This window comes from Allomuricauda sp. XS_ASV26 (genome assembly GCF_041224615.1).
GTDB classification, from domain to species: domain Bacteria; phylum Bacteroidota; class Bacteroidia; order Flavobacteriales; family Flavobacteriaceae; genus Flagellimonas; species Flagellimonas alginolytica.
In genome coordinates, this window is record NZ_JBGFGK010000031.1 from 440,666 (window position 1) to 459,540 (window position 18,875).

Annotated in this window: 12 protein-coding genes; 8 read left to right on the forward strand and 4 right to left on the reverse strand. The window is 41.9% G+C overall.

The genetic code is table 11. The features are described from left to right. Positions 1 to 38: 38 nt before the first annotated feature. The 4 genes from AB9K32_RS09440 (at position 39) to AB9K32_RS09455 (ending at position 9,187) form a co-directional block, all read left to right on the forward strand. A complete protein-coding gene (locus AB9K32_RS09440; RefSeq protein ID WP_369885027.1) occupies positions 39 to 1,187 on the forward strand; it encodes a FecR family protein in 1,149 nt (382 codons plus the stop codon). 279 nt (positions 1,188 to 1,466) lie between these two features. Further along, positions 1,467 to 4,622: a TonB-dependent receptor gene (locus AB9K32_RS09445; RefSeq protein WP_369885028.1), complete on the forward strand. Its 3,156-nt coding sequence runs from the start codon at positions 1,467 to 1,469 to the stop codon at positions 4,620 to 4,622. A gap of 48 nt (positions 4,623 to 4,670) precedes the next feature. Beyond that, positions 4,671 to 6,083 carry a RagB/SusD family nutrient uptake outer membrane protein gene (locus AB9K32_RS09450; RefSeq protein WP_338193448.1) on the forward strand — a complete coding sequence of 471 codons (1,413 nt, stop codon included), beginning with the start codon at positions 4,671 to 4,673 and terminating at the stop codon, positions 6,081 to 6,083. Between the two features lie 26 nt (positions 6,084 to 6,109). Continuing rightward, positions 6,110 to 9,187: a WD40/YVTN/BNR-like repeat-containing protein gene (locus tag AB9K32_RS09455; protein ID WP_369885029.1), complete on the forward strand. Its 3,078-nt coding sequence runs from the start codon at positions 6,110 to 6,112 to the stop codon at positions 9,185 to 9,187. A 188-nt stretch (positions 9,188 to 9,375) separates the two neighbouring features. Here the strand turns inward: AB9K32_RS09455 and AB9K32_RS09460 are convergent, their stop codons facing one another. The 4 genes from AB9K32_RS09460 to folE form a co-directional block, all read right to left on the reverse strand. Further along, a complete protein-coding gene (locus AB9K32_RS09460) occupies positions 9,376 to 9,858 on the reverse strand; it encodes a thioredoxin fold domain-containing protein (RefSeq protein ID WP_338193450.1) in 483 nt (160 codons plus the stop codon). Between the two features lie 8 nt (positions 9,859 to 9,866). Next, a complete protein-coding gene (locus AB9K32_RS09465; RefSeq protein WP_369885030.1) occupies positions 9,867 to 12,215 on the reverse strand; it encodes a TonB-dependent receptor domain-containing protein in 2,349 nt (782 codons plus the stop codon). Between the two features lie 79 nt (positions 12,216 to 12,294). Beyond that, on the reverse strand, positions 12,295 to 13,518 hold the full coding sequence (locus AB9K32_RS09470; protein ID WP_369885031.1) for a GTP-binding protein: 1,224 nt from the start codon (positions 13,516 to 13,518) through the stop codon (positions 12,295 to 12,297). A gap of 93 nt (positions 13,519 to 13,611) precedes the next feature. Beyond that, a complete protein-coding gene (gene folE, locus AB9K32_RS09475) occupies positions 13,612 to 14,286 on the reverse strand; it encodes a GTP cyclohydrolase I FolE (RefSeq protein WP_369885032.1) in 675 nt (224 codons plus the stop codon). A 250-nt stretch (positions 14,287 to 14,536) separates the two neighbouring features. Between folE and AB9K32_RS09480 the strand changes: the two genes are divergently transcribed. The 4 genes from AB9K32_RS09480 to AB9K32_RS09495 all read left to right on the forward strand — a co-directional run bounded on the left by AB9K32_RS09480 (position 14,537) and on the right by AB9K32_RS09495 (position 18,869). Continuing rightward, on the forward strand, positions 14,537 to 15,121 hold the full coding sequence (locus tag AB9K32_RS09480) for a hypothetical protein (protein ID WP_369885033.1): 585 nt from the start codon (positions 14,537 to 14,539) through the stop codon (positions 15,119 to 15,121). A gap of 57 nt (positions 15,122 to 15,178) precedes the next feature. Then, positions 15,179 to 16,219, forward strand: coding sequence for a sensor histidine kinase (locus tag AB9K32_RS09485; RefSeq protein ID WP_369885034.1), 1,041 nt, complete (start codon positions 15,179 to 15,181; stop codon positions 16,217 to 16,219). Further along, positions 16,219 to 16,941, forward strand: coding sequence for a LytR/AlgR family response regulator transcription factor (locus AB9K32_RS09490; protein WP_369885035.1), 723 nt, complete (start codon positions 16,219 to 16,221; stop codon positions 16,939 to 16,941). Before AB9K32_RS09485 ends, AB9K32_RS09490 begins: the two co-directional genes overlap by 1 nt. An 86-nt stretch (positions 16,942 to 17,027) precedes the next feature. Continuing rightward, positions 17,028 to 18,869 (forward strand): CocE/NonD family hydrolase, encoded by a 1,842-nt coding sequence (locus AB9K32_RS09495; protein WP_369885036.1) that lies wholly within the window; start codon positions 17,028 to 17,030, stop codon positions 18,867 to 18,869. Positions 18,870 to 18,875 lie beyond the last annotated feature (6 nt).

Consider the following 18,875-nt stretch of genomic DNA (forward strand, 5'->3'; position numbering starts at 1 on the left):
GTAAAACTGTCCCTACTTATAATTAGAAAAACACAGTTGTGGAAAAATCAAGACTAAGACAATTATTGCACCGGATAAAATCCTCGGATGTTATTGATCAGGAATTGCTGAAAGACTTGACTCCCGAAGAAAAGGAGTTGGTACAGAAATTACATGCGGAAGGATTGGTGGAAAGTTATTTGGAGGAAACACATTCGCTCAACATCGATGAAGAATGGACACGATTCCAAAAAAGACTGCAAAAGAAAAATGGAGTACAAACACGGGTAGTGCCCTTGTGGAAAAATGTTCTAAAGTATGCCGCAGTGGCCATTGTGCTGTTAGGGGCAACAATTATCTTTAAAATAGTTAAATCTCCAGAACTGCCCGAGCAGCCGGTCAATGGGGAAGTGGTGACCTTAAAAGGAGCCGATCACGATGTTCGGATTATTGATGAGGACGGCAATGGCCAGATCCGCTCTTCAACCGGGGAGCTGATTGCCGAACAAAAAGGGAACAGGATCAAGTACGTATCACAGTCCAGTATCAAAAAATTGGAATACAACGAATTAAAGATTCCATATGGACAAGTGTTCGAACTTGAGTTGTCCGACGGTACCTTGGTTCATCTTAATTCAGGAACGACCATTACATATCCAATAAATTTTATCAAAGGAAAAAATAGAGAGGTATTTATAAAAGGAGAGGCCTATTTTGATGTAACCTCGGATAAGGCCCATCCGTTTTTGGTGCATTCCGATAAAGTAACCGTGGAAGTATTGGGTACACAGTTTAATGTGAGTTCGTATCCAGAGAACCCAGAAATACAAACAGTACTTGTTGAAGGGCAGGTGGCCATGAGAAACTCGGAAACCGATGAAGGGGATATGATACTGACCCCCGGCACCAAGGGATCGTGGAACAAAACAACACTTTCTTCTCGCATGTCCGACGTGGATGTAGACCTTTATACAAGTTGGATAGGAGGTGAACTGGTTTTTAGGGACACTCCTTTTAATGAAATACTCACCATGCTCGAGCGCAGGTACAATGTAAGTATCGAAAACAAAAACACCGATTTAAATAATAAAGTGTTGAACGCCAGATTCAGTGTGGAGATTGAAACTATAGATGATGTGCTTCGATCAATGAAGAATATACTGGGCTACAATTACCAAATAGATGGCAAAACCATACAAATAGAATAAAAAACACCTGATAGTTCCCGAAGCAAATACGAATTCCTATACAACCATAAGAAACCAGGCCAATTAGTCCAACCAGTGTTGGGCCAAAAAACCAATTGGCTTTACTAATAACTAACTTCAAACTCAAATAACATGGAAAAAACCCCAACTAGGATTATTAGGCCAGACCAATCAACGGTCAAAAGGTCCAAGCTTAATCTGTTAACCTTTTTCTTGGCGCTGAGTCTTTTTCAGCTTCAGGCAAACGATCGGTCATCCGAAGTCCCACTAAATCTGCACATGAAAAATGTGACGGTGGAACAAGTATTCAAAAAGATAGAATCGTTGACTACCTACCGTTTTTTGTATGAAAGTGGTATTACTTCTTTAGATCAAAAAGTAACCTTAAAGATAGAGAATGGTGACATTACGGATGTATTGAACACCGTATTTAAAAACACAAAATTGTCCTATGCCATTCAAGGTCGTCAGATAATTGTAAATATAGCTGCGAATCCGCCTACGGCTAAAAAAGCGATGCCCAATGAGGACATTGAGAGCGAACAAAACCAAATCAGTGGAGTTGTTTCCGATAATAATGGAATGCCGTTGCCGGGAGCAAATGTGGTGGAAAAAGGTACCTCAAACGGAACACAAACTGATTTTGATGGTAAGTTTTCATTGACCGTTGCTCCGGGGGCAGTTTTGGCAGTAACCTATTTAGGATTTAAACCGTTGGAAGTGCCGGTAAACGACCAAAGCAACCTTACTATAACCATGGTGGAAGATTCGGAGCAGTTGAGTGAAGTAGTGGTAGTTGCCTATGGTGAGCAGAACCGTGAAACTTTGACCAGTAATGTTTCGTCGGTTAAGGCAGAGGAAATTGAAAACCTACCGGTAGCTAGCTCAGATCAACTTTTGCAAGGGCGTGCTCCCGGAGTATTTGTTTCCACCAACTCGGGCGATCCAGGAGGAGGTGTTTTTGTTAGGGTCCGTGGTTCCTCTTCCATAAGTGGGTCCAGTGATCCACTCTATGTAGTGGACGGAATTCCAATCCAAAGTGGAAACCTTTCCCAAAACGATGTCGGTGGAGCAACGGTTAGCCCAATTGCAGATATAAACCCTGCCGATATTGAATCCATAGATATCTTAAAAGATGCTTCTGCTACTGCAATTTATGGTTCCAGGGCGGCAAACGGAGTGGTACTCATTACTACTAAAAAAGGTACGCGGGACAAGGCCGTGGTCAGTATTGGAGTTTATGGAGGTGTACAGAGTTATGTAAAGAAACCATCATTGGTAACAGGCCAACAGTTCGAAACTCTTATGAATGAGAGTGCCCGTAACAATGGCCGTCCAGAGCCCTATGCCGATCCGGCCAACGCCGTTAATACCAATTGGAACGATTTGGTGGTGAACGATGGAGCTCCCATTCGAAACATAGATCTTTCCGTGAAAGGAGGAGGAGAAAAAGCAAGATACTTTGTTTCGGCCAACAACTATTCGCAAGAGGGATTGATCAAAAACTCTGGTTTTGAGCGTTTCTCAGGAAGGGTGAACATGGATTTTAGGGTAAATTCCAAACTAAACATGGGAACAAGTATGCTATACTCCCGTTCCAATCGGGATATAGTGCCCAATAGCGATAATATTGCCGGAGCCTTTGCCGGTTCGCACTTTTACCCTTCAAATATGGAGGTGTTGGATGCAGATGGCAACTATAATCGTATCCCTACCATTGACCACCCTTTGGCAACGATCAACGATGTGGATATCCAAATGGAAACAGGAAGATTTCTAGGTACCGTTTTTGCCGAATATACCTTTTTGCCCGGGTTGAGGTTAAAATCTTCATTTAGTGCGGATTATACCAATAATAGGGAAACGGAATACCTTAATACCAATACAAATGCGGGTAGTGCCGTACAGGGAAGTGCAGATTTATATACCCTCGATGATTATAACTGGATTCAGGAAAATGTTTTGAGTTATCAGTTTAATTTGGAAAAAAATGCATTTAATATTTTGGTGGGTAATTCCGTTCAAAAGTCGATCAGAAGATATGGTTTTTCGAGTGGGACCGGTTTTCCTACCAACGATTTTAGACAAATAAGCTCAGCAGCTATTTTAGATGCCAGTTCAGGGAGCACGAGCTATGGATTGGCCTCCATATTTTCGAGGGTCAATTATAATTTTGATCAAAAATATTTGGTCACATTAAACTTAAGGGGCGATGCCTCATCCCGATTTGGAAAGGACAATCGTTGGGGAATTTTCCCAGCGGTAGGCTTGGGATGGGTCATATCCAAAGAAAAATTTCTACAGGACGTTAAGTTTTTGAACAACCTAAAGTTTATGGTGGGCTACGGTATCACCGGTAACCAAAGTGGAATTACCGATTTTAATTCGGTCGGTCTTTGGGAAGGAGCTGCATACACCTCTGAGCCAGGCGTACGTCCTCTACAATTGGAAAATCCTTCGCTCAAGTGGGAAACTACAAAGCAGACGGATATCAGTATGGATATGACCATGTTCGATAACCGAGTCAACTTTACGGCCGGCTATTATTATAAAAAGACCGAAGATCTATTGTTGGAAGTACCTGTGCCAACTACATCCGGATTTGAGTCGGTGATCCAAAATTCGGGAGCTATCCAAAACCAAGGTGTGGAAATAGGTCTGGGTGTGGAAGTATTCCCAACGGATAATGATTTGACTTGGTACATCAATGGAAATATTTCCGGGAATAGAAATAAAATTTTAGATCTGGCAGCTCCTTTCAATGTGTACAACAGGGATTTGTTCCGATATGAAGAAGGTGCACCGATGTATTCCTACTACATGCACAAACAATTGGGCGTAGATCCACAGACAGGTGATGCCATTTTTGAAGATTATGATGGGGATGGAGAATTTTCAACCAGCTCCGACCGATATATTGTTGGCGATGCCAACCCGGACTTTTTTGGAGGACTTACCAATACTTTGAAATACAAGGGAGTTGATCTTAGCTTTTTCTGGCAATTCTCCTACGGAAACGAGCAATTGAACTTTACACGCTTTTTTATGGAACATGGCGGTAGTAGGGGTACCAACTACACGACTTCGCAATTGGCCAGATGGCAACAGCCGGGCGATATTACTGATGTACCAAGAATGTCTGCGGCCAATTATGCATCGGATCTTAGACCATCTCGATTTGTGGAAGACGGTTCCTATTTAAGATTGAAAAACATATCATTGGGTTATACTTTGCCATCTTCGATCACGGAATCTTTAAAAATGTCAACGGCAAGAGTATATGTTTCAGGTCAGAATATTGTGACCATTACAAATTATTCGGGATTAGATCCGGAAGTGACTGCAACTGCAGATACATCATTGACCCAAGGAGTTGAGTTTTTTACCACTCCTTCCCCAATGACGATCATGGCAGGTATCAACCTAAGTTTTTAATTGAAAAACAAAGAAATAGGAGTGAAAAACTTAAAAAAAAATAAACCAATGTATAAGACCATAAATATAAACGTGAAGACTTTCCTGAGATATACCACCGTGCTCGGATTGTTGATAACCACCGCATGCGATGATATACTGGAGAGGACACCTGAAAATCAAGTGGAGGAAGCTTCAGTGGTTACCGATGAGACCAGTGCCCGTGCCGCGGTAAACGGTATGTACAACGAATTGCAAAGCTCGGACTACTACGGTGACAATTTCCTGATCATGGGAGATGTATCGTCCGATATAGCCCAAAGTATTGGAACTTGGGATTTTTATCGTGAAATGGACACTTACGAAGTATCGGCCGCGGGGAATACCGAGAACGATAATTTTTATAAAAGAGCCAATTCTGCCATTAATATTGCCAACAATGTGCTCAAAAAAGTTGCAGAATTGGATAATATCACCGACGAAAGCAAGGATGCAAAATTGGGCGCAGCATATTTTATTAGAGCGTTGGCCTTGTTCGACTTAAACCGGGTGTACGGAGGTGTTCCCGGGGTGGTAGGGACCATGGGTATGCCAGTAATAAGAGAGGCAACGGGATCTATCGAGGAGATCACCTATCCAGAAAGGCCCGCACTGCTGGATTCCTATTTGGCAGTAGAAGAAGATTTGTTGAACGCTATAGAGCTGTTGCCGGATACCAACGACAAAACAGTGGCATCCAAAGGAGCGGCACGGGCATTAATTTCTAGATTGTATCTGTATTTAGAATACTACGAAGACGTAATCGATTATTCAACAGATGTAATTGCTGACCCTAAGTACACACTAAACCCAAATTTTTTGGACATATTTGTCACCAAATCCAACCAAGAATCGGTTTTTGAACTCGATTTTAACACTACCGATCAAAGTGGCATCCGAAACTGGTACAATCCCAATGGCGGCCGTGGGGATTTAACCTCGCACCAGGAGTTTTATTTGGAGGCTTCATCCGATCCAATGGATGTTCGCGGACAGTTATTTGGATTTTCCGAGTCCAACGGCAATTTTCAAATCAAATATCAAAAAGCAGGCGGACTGGATAACATCCATATCATCCGTATTTCCGAAATGTATCTAAATAGGGCAGAGGCCTTGGCCCAGACCGATGACCTTGATGGGGCAATCGACGATTTGAACGAGGTTAGAACTAGAGCAGGTATTGATGCCATTGCAGTTACCCCAGCAACTAAACAGGAAGTTTTAGAGCTAATCTGGCAAGAAAGAAAACTGGAGTTTGCCTTCGAGGGACACCGTTTCTTTGATTTGACCCGAACAGGACAGATTATGGATGTACTTCAAAATATCAACAGAAACAATGGGCCGGCGGTAAGCATTCCAGAAATCGGAAGGGCAGTTTTTCCAATCCCAAGATTTGAACTCGATGCAAATCCAAATCTCGAGCAAAACGAAGCGTATCGCTAATTTATCTAACCAATAAAACAACAATTATGAAACACTTTAAAAAGATAAAATATATTGCACTAAGTGGTTTGGGCTTCTGTATCTCACTTTTGGGTACAAATGCAAAGGCGCAGAACAAACCTTTGGACACTACACTTTTTAAATCCATGGAATATCGCGTAGCAGGGCCATACCGTGGCGGACGTTCCATTGGTATTGCAGGTCACGCGGACCGACAGAACGAATACTATTTTGGTGCTACCGGCGGAGGACTTTGGAAAACCACCGATGGAGGTAACACATGGGACCCAGTTACCGACGGACAGATCAATTCGTCCTCTGTAGGCGCGGTGGATGTGGCCGATAGTGACCCGGATATCGTATACATTGGTACGGGAGAGTCAGAGTTTAGAGGCAACATTATGCAGGGTGATGGTGTTTACAAATCCACCGATGCGGGAAAAACCTGGGTACATGCCGGTTTAAAAGATTCGCAGACCATTTCGAGGATACGGATCCACCCGACCAACCCCGATATTGTATATGCAGCAGTTTTGGGTCATCCTTTTGGCCCAAACGAAGAAAGAGGTGTGTTTAAAACCACAGATGGAGGGGACACCTGGAAAAAAATCCTGTACAAGGGCCCAAAAGCAGGTGCGGCCGATTTGATCTTGGATCCTTCCGATCCAAATACGATTTACGCTTCTATCTGGGAAGTATACAGAACCCCGTGGAAAATGTGGGGAGGTGGTGGAGCATCTGCCCTGTTTAAATCCACCGATGGAGGTGAAAGCTGGGAAGAGCTGAGCAATTTACCAGGAATGCCAGAAGCTCCGATCGGTAAAATAGGGGTAACTGTATCCCCGGTAGATTCCAACCGTGTTTGGGCCATAATCGAAGCCAATAACGGCGGTGTTTTTCGTTCCGATGATGGGGGGAAAACTTGGAAACAGACCAACAACGAACGAAAATTGCGTCAGCGGGCATTTTACTATACACGTATTTATGCAGATCCAAAGGACAAGGATGTGGTTTATGTGCTCAACGTAAATTTCTGGAAATCCACCGACGGTGGAGAAAAGTTCGATACAGAGATTAAAGTGCCGCATGGCGACAACCATGATCTATGGATAGACCCTAACAATCCAATGCGTATGGCACAGGCCAACGATGGAGGAGGAACTATTTCGGTAAATGGCGGTAAAACCTGGACAGATGAAAATTTTCCGACCGCTCAACTTTACCATATTACTGCGACGAACGATTTTCCATATTTTGTGGCAGGTGCCCAGCAAGACAATAGTACCATTGCTGTCCCGAGCGAAGGGTGGAACTTTTTAACGGCAAGAACAAACACTTTAAAAAAATCCACGCCCCATTATGCCGTTGGTGGAGGTGAGAGCGGGTATATAACCCAAGACCCGGAAGACTTGGATGTTTTCTATGCCGGTAGTTATTCCGGAGTACTTACCCGCTATAATAGGAGAACAGGAGAAAGTAGGAGAATTGAGCCATATCCACGTTATTTTATGGGTGAACCGGCAGAAACTTTGCCCGAGCGTGTACATTGGACCTATCCTATAGTATTTTCCCCACTGGATTCGGATAGACTTTACGTAACTTCCCAACACGTATGGGTCTCCAACGATCGTGGGCAATCCTGGGAAAAAATCAGTCCAGACTTAACTTATGCCGACCCGGAGACCATGGGGGAAAGCGGAGGGGTCGTTACCCTGGATATGAGTGGTCCCGAATTATATGCCACTGTTTATGCATTGGCACCTTCGTACCATGATGTGAATACTATTTGGGCAGGCTCAGATGATGGAATGTTGCACATTACCCGAAACCATGGTAAATCTTGGGAAAATATAACACCTCCCGATGTGCCGAAACACTCAAGAATCAGTATTATCGATGCTTCAAGGCATGATGCCGGTACAGCTTATGTTGCCATAAAAAGGTATCAAATGAACGACCGTGCCCCATATATCTACAAAACTACCGATTACGGTGCCACTTGGACCAAGATCATCAATGGTATTGCAGAAGGTCATTATGTACATGCCGTTCGAGAAGATATACAAGTGCCCGGATTGCTTTATGCAGGTACCGAACACGGAATGTATGTGTCTTTTGATGCGGGGGAAAATTGGAAATCGTTCCAGTTGAACCTACCCGATGTAGCTGTGCGCGATCTAGTCGTTACCGAAAAGGACATTGCTATTGCAACCCATGGTAGATCTATGTGGATTTTGGATGATATATCCCCGATACGTGAGTACAAAGAAGATATTTTACAGAAAGATCTGCATGTGTACACCCCGTATTATTCAGTAAGACGAGTGCAAGATGCTGTTTTTCAGTACTATTTGGGTAAAGAAGCCAATGAGGTAACCATCGAGATTTTGGATGGATCCGGAAATGTAATCAGAAAGTTTGCCCCCAAAGATCCTACCGAGGAAATGGCAACCGAAGAGAAGGATAAGAACGAGGAAGAAGAAGGCAAGAAGAAAAAAGATAAGGATGTGCCCACTACTCACATGGGGCTGAACACCTTTAACTGGGACCTTCGTTATCCAGGCGCCACTGTTTTCGATAAAATGATCCTGTGGTCTGCACGCCCTAAAAGAGGTCCAATGGCCCTTCCTGGAAAATATCAGGTAAGGATAACCGCAGATGGCAAAAGCGAGACCAAAGAATTTGAAGTGAAAATGGATCCAAGGGTGAAGAACGTGAGTTCGGCCGATCTTAAAAAGCAATTTGACCTTTTAATGAATTTAAGGAACAAATTAAGCGAGGCCAACGAAGCTGTTATCGCCATCCGAAAATACAAAAAGGAAATGGGGGACGATATCAGAAAATCCACATTAAAAAAATTGGATGCCATAGAAAGTGAATTGTACCAGGTTAAAAATGAAAGTAATCAGGATCCTTTAAACTATCCTATAAAATTGAACAACAAGTTGGCCAGCCTTAGTTTAATAGTGGATAGCGCAGAATCAAAACCTACCAATGGTGCCTACCAAGTTTACGAAGAGCTGAGTCAAGAACTGGCAAAATTATTGGACGAACTGAATGCGTTGAATTTGGAGAAAAAAATGGCGAAGAAAATCAAGGGTTAAAATGAATTAGCTAAACAACAATCCAAAACCTTATACGTAAGGTGTTAAGTTTTGACCTCTTGTTTATCGATTGACCCAAAACTTCAATCGTAACGATCCCCCTAATTTTAGGGGGATCATTTTTTTTTCAAGGTTGGTAATGGGGGGTTCTATAGACTGGTTATTGTAGTATAGTTTACAAACGTAATTCAGTGAATGCGCAGGATATGCTTCATTTTTTGCGGGGACAAATACTCAAAATAACGATGGGTAACTTCGAATTTAGTATTAAAAATAATTATGGATGGAAGCGAAAAAGGGTGATTTGTTCTTGAAGCAAGAAGAATTGGGATTTCATGTATAGGTGCTCTTTCCAAACCAACTTGCTTGTTCATAAATGTCTCTCCCGCAAAAGTAATGGTGTCGGTACTCTCTGCATTCATTTTTACGGCATAATACTCCCTGTTCAATTTGGTGATTATCTCCTTGTCCCGAAAAGCAACTTTATCCATCTTTTTACAATAGGCACACCATTCGGCATAGAAATCGACGAAGACTTTTTTAGGGTTTACGGCCAACGAATCTTCTAACTGGCCAAATGTTATCCAGTTGATTTGATCGCTTTTTTGTGCTGTTATGTTTTGAGACAGTAACAGTAAAGAACATATTCCGAGCCATGTTTTAACTATCATACTATATGTTAATGTAACTTTCCAATTTTGATTCCTGCAAATACGGATCTTGGGGCAGCGGGTCCATAGACATAGTCCGAGTCACGGGTCGGTCCCGAATCAAAATCGTTCTGATAACTGTCAAAAATATTTTTGACACCTCCAAAGAGGGTGATCATAAAATCATCGTTAAAATCCCAGTGACTTTCCAATTTAATATTGAGGTCAAAAAAGGCATCTACTTCATTTAACTGTAAAAATCCAGTATCACTGATGACCAAGGGAACGGTCATTCTACCTGTATAGGTCCCGGTAAGGTCTATATTGAAAGCTGTATTCGGAATCCAAGAGGTATTCGCGTAGCCATATAGATTAGGGTTTCGGACAAACTCATCTATGATGATGTCGGTTTCTCCAAGGGTGCCATCACTTTCAAAAAGAATTTGAGTATTATTATATTTAGATTGTTGCAATGTGCCGCCCAACTGAAACCGCCACTTAGGGTCCGGCGAAAGCCCCAATTCAAAATTGGAGCCATATACTTTTGCCCCAGAACCATTTCGAACTTCTTCCAAAATAGAACCATTGGCAAGCGTGGCGCCTGTACTCACTGTTGTAAACGGATCTTGTATGGTGGTGTAAAATCCTTCGAGCAGGGCATCGAATTGCAGTAGACCCTTGGTTTTGGAATAATTTAATGAAGCTGTATAGGCATTGGAATATTCGGTTTCCAGGTCATCCGACAGAATAACAAACAATGGCTCGCCGCCCACACTGGAAATATGAAGGTCCTCGTTAAATGCCTGAGGTGCCCTAAAGCCTCGGGCGTACCCTCCGCGAAAACGCAATTCATCCGTAAAAAGATAGGATATGGTCAACCTTGGGGAAAGAACGGTTTGACTAATATCCACATCTCTGGAAATATTACCAATGGTATAAAGACCATCAACCTTTATGTTATCTAATCGAGCTCCCAACAGGGCAGTGAACTTTTCGGTAGGTTTCCATTCGTATTGTGCATAGGCCCCCAATGAATTTACACTTTGATCTACACGTCTATTGTATCCAGGTATGCCATCTTCTGTGTTGCTATGGATGTATTCCGATCCGGTCGTTAGCACATCACCGTTTTTAAAGGTTTTGGTGTATTGTATGCCATTAACCCAAGCAAGGTCCTTGGTGCTACCGTAGGCATTGTTCGCCAAGGTACTATCTTGACGTGTTCGGCCACCCCCTAGACCTCCGTAGTAACTCTTTCGGTTGGTGTACGATGCCGAAGTGTAAACTTGGAACTTATTGGAGCGATCCTTACTGTTTATTTCATATTCTGTACCGCCTATAAAAGTATCGTGGTCTAACTGTTCTGTGATATCGGTAAACTGTGGGGCCAAATCCAGCCGGTTACCTCCTCGTCTAAATTCTTTTATGGCATTTAAGTTGATGGAAATCCTACTTAGGTCACTTGGTCTGTAAAATGCTTTTGCGCCAACGGTGGTGTTCCGTAGTTCCACCATTTCGGTAAAGCCATCATCATTGGCATCGTAGGCATCTCGGTTACGATACGCGCCAAAGAGTGTTATACCGCTATACAGGTCATCGGATATAATAGAGGCATTAAAGTTTACATTACGGTCAACTGCGTCCCTGTCTACCAACGCCAAATTGCTGCCAATTTCCCAAGTATTCAAAACAGGATCTTTGGTTATAACATTTACGGTTCCGGCAATTGCATTGGAGCCATAGAGAGCGGAACCTCCGCTTCTTACAACTTCTATCCTTTCGATTATATTCGTAGGGATCTGTTCTAGTCCATACACCCCCAATAAGGATGAGAATATGGGCCTGCTATTGAGCAATATTTGCGTATATCCACCTTCGAGGCCGTTTAATCTAACTTGGGTAAAACCACAGTTTTGGCAATTGGTCTCCACTCTAACACCGGGAGCAAAGTTCAATCCTTCTGCGAGGGTAGGAGACTGGGTCGCCGCCAATAAGCGGGGTTTAATGGAAGAAACAACAACGGGAGTGCTTTTTCTTTCTACTCGGTTTCTTGTGGCACTTACCACTACTTCCTCGAGTCCCAGCGCGTCCTCGATCATTTCAAAATTGAATTGTTGTTTTTGAACTGGATTCACTTCTTGCCGTAAGGTTCTGTATCCTTGGGCCTGAACAACGATTGTGCCAACTGTAGTTGGGACTTCCAGTTCGTAATATCCGTCAAAATCTGCACTCGCACCTTGGGTATCGCCCTCCATATAAACTGTAGCAAAGGGTATTGGATTGCCATGCGACGTAACAGAACCGGATATTTTTATCCTTTGGTTTTGGGCCGTTAACATCGATGTGAACAACAATAGGAGGGGAAATAAGTTTTTCATTTGAATACAAAGGTTTAATGCGATGGTTTAGAAATTATACCACGGATATGGTCAAAGGTCAATAAGGTTTTGGAATCAATTATTCCATAAGATGGACTCTTTGGACGGGCCATTCGTCATCATAGCCACTTTGCCATTTTTTGGTAGAAAGCTCCTCGTCTGTAGCCAAGCATGCGTTCAGGCTCTGTGCAATCAACTGTTGGTCCATGTTTTGCCCTATAAAAACAATTTCATTTTTTCTGTCACCGAATTTTGGGTCCCATTCTGCTTCTATTTGCTGTTGATTTTGTGCAAAGGACATAAACTGTATCCTTTTGTTGAAAGGCATACTGCTCCACCAAAGCCCTGCGCTGTCGGCTCTTAACGAACCTCCGGCCTGACTCCATACCAGAGCTTGTTCCGGTCTTGAGGCAACCCAGAACAAACCCTTGCTCCTTATTATGGTATGGGGGAATTTTTGTGAAACATAGTCCCAAAATCTTATGGGATCGAAGGGCTTTTTACTTCTATAAACAAAAGAACCTATCCCATACTCCTCGGTTTCCGGGGTGTGTTCTTCCTTATTTAATTCCTCTATCCATCCGGCACTTTGTTCAGCTTCTTCAAAATTGAAGAGTCCTGCATTCAAGATTTTATTTGGATCAACTTTGCTAAAACTGGATTCGATAATACATGCGGAAGGATTCAATTTTTGAATGGATGCTTTTAGGACTCCCAAATGCTCTTCGGAGACCAGGTCTGTTTTGTTCAAAACGATTACATTGGCAAACTCTATTTGATCGGTCAGTAGGTTTACGACGGTTCGGTAATCACCTTCAATATCAGTAAGGCTCCTGTCCATAAGGGTTTCGGGACTTCCAAAATCCTTGAAAAAGTTGAAGGCATCCACAACGGTGACCATGGTATCTATATAACTAAAACGGGAAAGATCTATTCCCTGTTCCTCGTCCACAAATGAGAAGGTCTGCGCAACAGGCACAGGTTCGCTGATACCTGTACTTTCGATCAATAGATAATCGAACCGGTTTTCCTTGGCCAAGCGTTCTACTTCGATCATTAGATCTTCGCGCAATGTACAGCAAATACAGCCATTGCTCATTTCTACAAGTTTTTCTTCTGTTCTGGATAAGGTGTTTTCGTTTTTAACTAATTCAGCGTCAACATTAACCTCGCTCATATCGTTTACGATCACAGCTACCTTTAGGCCGGCCTTATTGTGTAAAATGTGGTTGAGCAATGTTGTTTTACCGGCCCCAAGAAATCCACTTAATATGGTTACGGGCAATTTGTTGGTTTTGTTCATGTTTTATTGTGGGTATTTTCTAGACTATGACTACTAGGGTAGGCCATGTTTCTCATTTCCTTTTTCTGCGTTCAAACTTTACCGATAACAGTTTTATTCTCCGTTTTCTTTGTTGAGCGCATTAAGGAATTCATTCCTGGTTGCTGGTTTTTCAAAGTCTCCACCATATTCGATGGTAATGGTTGAACTGGATATATCCTTTATGCCACGGGAAGAGACGCAAAGGTGCTTGGCCGTTATCATTACAATTACACAACGGGTGTTCAATGTTTTTTGTAAATCTTCCAAGATTTGCTTGCACAATCGCTCCTGTACTTGAGGTCTATGTGCATAATAGTTCACCAACCTATTTATTTTGGATAGGCCTATTACCCTTTCGTTGGGAATGTACGCCACATGCGCATGACCGGTAATGGGTAAAAAATGGTGTTCACAGGCAGAATCAATGGTGATATTTTGTTCTATCAGCATTTTTTTATACCCATACTTGTTCTGGAATGTGGAAAGTTTTGGCTTGTTTATAGGGTTAAGACCATAAAAGAGTTCCTTAACGTACATTTTGGCAACGCGGTACGGTGTTCCGGAAAGACTGTCGTCGGTCAGATCCAGCCCTAACTCTTCCATTATCTGTTTAAAATGTGCTTGGATGTTTTTTATTTTTTCCTCATCACTTTTGATAAAAGCATCATCTCGTAAAGGAGTTTCTACAGAAGAGGATAGGTGCATGTCCCCTATTTCCTCTATAAGCGCTGTTTTATTTTTTTTCATATACCTATTTTGATAGGGAAAGTATGCTCACATTAAAATAACGCGACACAGTCGCAAAAATAGATAACTACAATTTAAATGCAACATAATCGCAATAATATATTTCCCATTTTCATTATTGGTACGTCGGGTTACCAACTATTTTCTGCCATTTAACCCCATAAACCTGCACTCCTGTACTTTTCCTGTACAGAGTAGGATGATTTTCATTGCTTTGTATCAAGTTATTCATCAATCAAAAAACGAACAAATGAGAAAAGGAGTAATTGCAAAACTTGTATTAGTATTGATTTTCACTAGCTGTGCATCAAAAAAAACCAATGAACCCATTGTAAAAGATTACCAAATGGGAGAAAAATGGACTTGGAAATGGGAACGAAAAGTAGATGGTGAAGTTCGGGCAGAAGGCGAGGATGTACAAGAAGTTGTTAAATACAAGAGTACCTTGGGGCTGTGGAACGGAGCGGATACCCTTCAAATTCCTACTGAAATAAATAAAAACCAGAGCAGTACACCATTTAGGAGTTGGCCTTTGCAAGTAGGAAAAAAATGGAAGTATGTTTCCGAATGGGCGAACAACGAGGGAACCACCGGAAAAACCAGTCAGGATGTTGAAGTTGTTTCCTTTGAAGAACTGAATGTAGAAGCAGGGAAATTCGAGGCCTATAAAATTGAATATAAAGGGATTGTGACAAATTCAAGAGGTTTTAAGGGTGAGATGACCGATATTTGGTGGTATGCCCCAGCATTGAAAACATACATCAAACATATAAATGATGATGGTTATGGTTTGTATACCAATGAATTGACCAGTTATTCAAAAGTCGGCGAGTAATATTTTTTAGTATAAAGTACATTTCAAATAAGAGCATTGGAAAATAAAGGCACACATATGGGATTATCACTTTATTGGAAATGCCAACTTATAGGTTGGGGCATGGTATCCTTGTTGTGGCTTTATATTGCACTGGACAGAGACCAATTTACCGTTTCCCATGCCATGATCAACTATGTGCTCGATGTTTCCATCTGCATTGGGCTTACCCACGCATATAGGACCATAGCATTGCATTTTAAATGGAATCAAATGGGCATTAGACCATTGTTGAAAAAGCTCATACCGTCCATATTGATTTTGGCCGTTTTGTTTATGCAGCTCATGAATTTAAAAACATCGGCATATATCTATTTGGTCAATGAGGTAAATGTCTTTGTGGAAAATATCTTGGTTTGGAACCCGGTTTTGATCACAGGTTTGAGGCATATGGCAATTTGGGTACTGGCCTATCACGCGTATCATTTTTATATGAGAGAAGTAAATACGACAAAAGTAAATGCCCAACTTACCATCAAAGCAAAGCAAAGTCAGTTGGATAATTTATCGGCACAGCTCAATCCTCATTTCTTGTTCAATTCTTTGAACTCGATCAAGGCGCTGGTTGTTGAGAACCCGACCGGAGCAAGAAGGGCCATCGATTTGTTGTCCGATCTATTGCGTACATCGCTCTACGATAAGGAGCACTTGACCATTTCCATAGCCGAAGAAATGGCTTTGGTAAACGATTATGTGGAGTTGGAAAAGCTTCGGTTTGAAGAACGATTGACCATTAAAATGAACCTTGACAAATCCCTCGATAAAGTAAAAATTCCACCTTTGAGTATCCAACTATTGGTGGAGAATGCCATAAAGCATGGCGTGGATAAACAAATACAAGGAGGTACGGTAGATATTTCAGTCCAAAAAAAGGAAGGTTATGTCGTGGTTCAGGTAAAGAATCCTGGGGTCTTCTTAAAAGGAGAAGATGCGGGAGTAGGGCTTAAAAATCTAAGTGAACGCCTTTTGTTGCAATATGATGGTCTAGCGAAGATCGAGATTGAAACGCCTTCGGAAAATGTGGTTCTGGCCACTTTACTAATTCCAATTGAACAATAATGGGCAATTATAGAACATTGATCATAGATGATGAACGCTTGGCTCGTGAAGAGGTACGAAGAGCACTGGAACACTATCCGGAATTTACCATAATTGGGGAGGCAAACAATGTGGAAGTAGCCAAAGTATTGGTGGAAAAGGAACAGCCGGACCTCATTTTTTTGGACATCCACATGCCCGGAAAATCAGGTTTTGATTTATTGGAGGAGTTGGGAACTGTCCCAGAAGTGGTGTTCACGACTGCTTATGATCAATATGCGGTTCAGGCCTTTGAAGTAAATGCACTGGATTATTTGGTAAAACCGCTTCGGGAAGAACGTTTTGCCAAGACTATCGAAAAAGTAAAGCTTGAGTTTAAAAAGCAGGAAGAAGAGCAGAAGGTACCCTTGGCGAGCCATCAAAAAATCTTTATTAAAGATGGTGAAAAGGTGTACTTTATTGCATTGGCGGAGGTTAGTTTAATCGAGTCCATGGACAACTATGCGCGGCTATATTTTGGTGATGAAAAACCTATGATCAAACGCTCGTTGAACCAATTGGAGAAGAGATTGGACCCTGATATCTTTTTTAGGGCAAATAGAGGTCAGATCATCAACACCGAGTACATTAAGGAAATTCAGCCCTATTTTAATAACAAACTACGACTTGTATTGACCACGGGGGAAATTGTTGATCTATCGAGTAGGCAATCCGTAAGCTTCAAAAAACGAAATAGTTTGTAGCTATTTACAAACAATCACATTCAAAAACGAACAAAAAAAGCAAACAGCAGTAGGACATCTATGTCCCAATCCTAACATCAATCAAAATGAAAAAATCAATCAGTTTAATAGCTTTTGGTATTGCAATAGTCCTTGTTTTTTTTGCTGCATGCAAGGAGCAAAATCAAGTTCGGCCCCCTAGAATCATTACTGAAAATAATTCATCCTATCTGGTTCAGGATAGTATCTTGATCCCAACAGCCGATGGCGCAAATATCCATGCGATAATCGTTCGAAATTCCGAATTGGAGGAGCCAGCCCCAACTATTTTGTTCCACACCATTTATGCCCGTAAAAATGACCTGGACAGGGCAAAAATGGCGGCCGACCATGGGTATATAGGTGTGGTTTCGTACACCCGAGGCAAAGGATTGAGCCCGGATTCGATTGTACCCTATAAATATGAGGCAAAAGATGCGTATGAAGTAATCGACTGGATCAGCAAACAGGATTGGAGCAATCAAAAAGTGGGGATGTACGGTGGAAGTTACGTGGGGTTTACCCAATGGGCCGCGGTAAAATACAAGGTGCATTCAGCGCTTAAAACTATTGTGCCCTCCGTTTCGGCAGCACCCGGTATAGCCGAACCTATGGAGAATGGCATTCATTGGAACTTTCATTATCCTTGGAACCATTATGTGTCCAACAACAAGTATTTGGACACCACATTGTATAACAATTGGCAACGTTGGAACAATTTGAACTTGAAATGGTTTGAAACCGGCGTAGCTTACAAAGCAATGGATAGCTTGGATGGATTGCCCAATCCACAGTTTCGAGAGCGCTTATTACACCCAACATATGATGATTATTGGCAAAACATGATGCCCTACAAAGAAGAATTTGCCCATATCAATATTCCTGTTTTGGCCACGACTGGATATTATGATGGGGGGCAAGTGGGAACACAGTATTATTTAAAAGAACATACCAAATTCAAAACAAATGCAGCACATTATCTAGTGATTGGACCCTACACCCATTTTGGGGCCCAGGAGAAACCTAATCGTCATATTATGGGATACGATATTGATCCAGTGGCCCAAATTGATATCACAAGCTTGATCTTTGAGTGGTTTGATCATATTTTAAAAGGAAAAGCCAAACCAGCATTGTTACAGGATAAAATCAATTATCAGGTAATGGGAGCGAACAAATGGGGTCATGCCCCTTCTTTGCAGGCCATGGCAACTGATACTTTAAAGTATTATTTAGGCAATGGGCGTTCGGGTGTAACTTTCGCATCTTTGTTTGGAACGGGAAACAATGACAAGGATGAACATTACACTCTCTCCCAGCAACCCTTGGATTCCAGCGAATATTTGGAACAGGTCATAGATTTTACCGACCGTAGCGATCGAACTTGGAATTCGAGTGGATGGCGGGCAATTGTTACGGATAGCCTTATGGTTGGCGGTGGTTTTTCTTTTATCACCCAACCTTTTGAATCCGATGTTGAATTGAACGGATCCTTTGGTGGCGAAATTTCGGTGTCCATTAACAAAAAAGATTTTGATTATACGGTAGTCTTGTTTGAACAGACCCCAGATGGTAAATTCTTTGCCTTGACCTTGCCCTATAAGGCTAGAGCCAGTTTTGCGCATAGTCTTGAGAAACGGCAGTTGTTGATACCCAACAAGAAAACAAAACTTCCTTTTGGCATTGTGCGGATCACCAGTAAAAAGATAAGCAAGGGCAGTCGTTTGGTAGTGGTCGTCAACGGAAACAAAGAACCCTTTACGGAAATAAATTATGGAACGGGAAAAAATGTCAGCGAAGAAACCATCAATGATGCGAAAGAGCCTTTGATCATTAAATGGTATGGGGATGGTTATATTGAAATACCGTTAAGGATAGATAGTAATACGGTTGGAAATGTAGGAGATTAATATACA

What these genes read in the sequence shown, in the direction of transcription:
- folE (WP_369885032.1), bottom strand. Translation starts at nt 14,286, where the DNA reads ATGAAAAAAAATAAAACAGCGCTTATAGAGGAAATAGGGGACATGCAC.
- AB9K32_RS09470 (WP_369885031.1), bottom strand. Translation starts at nt 13,518, where the DNA reads ATGAACAAAACCAACAAATTGCCCGTAACCATATTAAGTGGATTTCTT.
- AB9K32_RS09495 (WP_369885036.1), top strand. Translation starts at nt 17,028, where the DNA reads ATGAAAAAATCAATCAGTTTAATAGCTTTTGGTATTGCAATAGTCCTT.
- AB9K32_RS09455 (WP_369885029.1), top strand. Translation starts at nt 6,110, where the DNA reads ATGAAACACTTTAAAAAGATAAAATATATTGCACTAAGTGGTTTGGGC.
- AB9K32_RS09490 (WP_369885035.1), top strand. Translation starts at nt 16,219, where the DNA reads ATGGGCAATTATAGAACATTGATCATAGATGATGAACGCTTGGCTCGT.
- AB9K32_RS09445 (WP_369885028.1), top strand. Translation starts at nt 1,467, where the DNA reads ATGAAAAATGTGACGGTGGAACAAGTATTCAAAAAGATAGAATCGTTG.
- AB9K32_RS09465 (WP_369885030.1), bottom strand. Translation starts at nt 12,215, where the DNA reads ATGAAAAACTTATTTCCCCTCCTATTGTTGTTCACATCGATGTTAACG.
- AB9K32_RS09460 (WP_338193450.1), bottom strand. Translation starts at nt 9,858, where the DNA reads ATGATAGTTAAAACATGGCTCGGAATATGTTCTTTACTGTTACTGTCT.
- AB9K32_RS09485 (WP_369885034.1), top strand. Translation starts at nt 15,179, where the DNA reads ATGGGATTATCACTTTATTGGAAATGCCAACTTATAGGTTGGGGCATG.
- AB9K32_RS09480 (WP_369885033.1), top strand. Translation starts at nt 14,537, where the DNA reads ATGAGAAAAGGAGTAATTGCAAAACTTGTATTAGTATTGATTTTCACT.
- AB9K32_RS09450 (WP_338193448.1), top strand. Translation starts at nt 4,671, where the DNA reads ATGTATAAGACCATAAATATAAACGTGAAGACTTTCCTGAGATATACC.